The 247-nt window shown below is 40.5% G+C and carries 1 protein-coding gene; it reads right to left on the bottom strand.

Annotation, left to right across the window (positions count from 1 at the left end):
- On the bottom strand, positions 1-247 hold a 247-nt coding region (locus tag EII37_RS11010; protein WP_124788569.1), incomplete at both ends, for a DUF1542 domain-containing protein.

Raw genomic sequence — 247 nt, 5'->3', positions numbered from 1 at the left:
AATTTAGCATTCTTATCAATTGAGGCAATCTTAGCTTCTGATGCTGCTTGGATGGCTTCTAGGGCTTTCTCTTTACCTACTGGAGTTACTGATTCAATTGCTTTAACTCCTGTAGTTTGAGCGGCATCTACACCATCTTGATCTTTTGCTTCATTAATAGCATTTACGGCTGCGATGGCTGCTTTCGCTACTTCAGCTTTCGCTGCTGCCTTTTCATCATCTGACAATTTAGCATTCTTATCAATTG

Origin of the sequence: Streptococcus sp. OH4692_COT-348 (assembly GCF_003859975.1) — a bacterium.
In the GTDB taxonomy this organism is placed as follows: domain Bacteria; phylum Bacillota; class Bacilli; order Lactobacillales; family Streptococcaceae; genus Streptococcus.
This window is presented reverse-complemented; position numbering and strand designations above follow the sequence as displayed.